An 825-nucleotide genomic window follows, 5' to 3' on the forward strand; every position below is an offset into this window, starting at 1 on the left:
AGGCGGTTATATTTCTTATCGTTCCACAGTAGCTCAGTTGGTAGAGCATTCGGCTGTTAACCGAACGGTCGCAGGTTCGAGTCCTGCCTGTGGAGCCATTTTCATAAGACAACCTCTTATGAGCTGTTTGGATGCTTCCATAGCTCAGCAGGTAGAGCACTTCCATGGTAAGGAAGAGGTCACCGGTTCGAATCCGGTTGGAAGCTCTTTGTTTTATAGAATACTAGAATGGCCCCTTGGTCAAGCGGTTAAGACACCGCCCTTTCACGGCGGTAACACGGGTTCGAATCCCGTAGGGGTCACCAAGTTTTTTCACAAAGTGAAAATAACATCTCATTTTGGAGGATTAGCTCAGCTGGGAGAGCACCTGCCTTACAAGCAGGGGGTCGGCGGTTCGATCCCGTCATCCTCCATTTAAACTTTTTTCACTAGCGTGAAAAATAGTTTTCTTTTAAAAATTAACCTTAAAATTAGCAAATTAAAATAGCTCTTAATATAATATTTTTTATTTGCCGGCGTAGCTCAATTGGTAGAGCAACTGACTTGTAATCAGTAGGTTGGGGGTTCAAGTCCTCTCACCGGCACCATGCTCCATTTAAAATAATGGAGGGGTAGCGAAGTGGCTAAACGCGGCGGACTGTAAATCCGCTCCTTTGGGTTCGGCGGTTCGAATCCGTCCCCCTCCACCATTTAATTTACATAGTAAGTCTAAAGATTGGACAAGCTAAAGATGTCCTTTTTATTTTGACCATTGGGCTATAGCCAAGCGGTAAGGCAACGGACTTTGACTCCGTCATGCGTTGGTTCGAATCCAGCTAGCCCAGT

The 825-nt window shown here is 45.6% G+C and carries 7 tRNA genes; all 7 read left to right on the forward strand.

The features are described 5' to 3' along the window. Positions 1 to 22 precede the first annotated feature (22 nt). The 7 genes from BKO01S_RS23625 (at position 23) to BKO01S_RS23655 (ending at position 824) form a co-directional block, all read left to right on the forward strand. Positions 23 to 98 (forward strand) — tRNA-Asn (locus tag BKO01S_RS23625). A gap of 35 nt (positions 99 to 133) precedes the next feature. Further along, positions 134 to 206 (forward strand) — tRNA-Thr (locus BKO01S_RS23630). A gap of 24 nt (positions 207 to 230) precedes the next feature. Then, positions 231 to 305, forward strand: a tRNA-Glu gene (locus BKO01S_RS23635). Between the two features lie 35 nt (positions 306 to 340). Further along, a tRNA-Val gene (locus BKO01S_RS23640) sits at positions 341 to 413 on the forward strand. Between the two features lie 98 nt (positions 414 to 511). Then, positions 512 to 587: transfer RNA gene (locus BKO01S_RS23645), tRNA-Thr, on the forward strand. Between the two features lie 18 nt (positions 588 to 605). Next, positions 606 to 689 (forward strand) — tRNA-Tyr (locus tag BKO01S_RS23650). Positions 690 to 752: 63 nt separating this feature from the next. Beyond that, positions 753 to 824: transfer RNA gene (locus tag BKO01S_RS23655), tRNA-Gln, on the forward strand. The last annotated feature ends 1 nt before the right edge of the window (position 825 follow it).

The sequence above is a fragment of the Robertmurraya korlensis NBRC 107688 genome, assembly GCF_001591645.1.
Taxonomy (GTDB): domain Bacteria; phylum Bacillota; class Bacilli; order Bacillales; family Cytobacillaceae; genus Robertmurraya_A.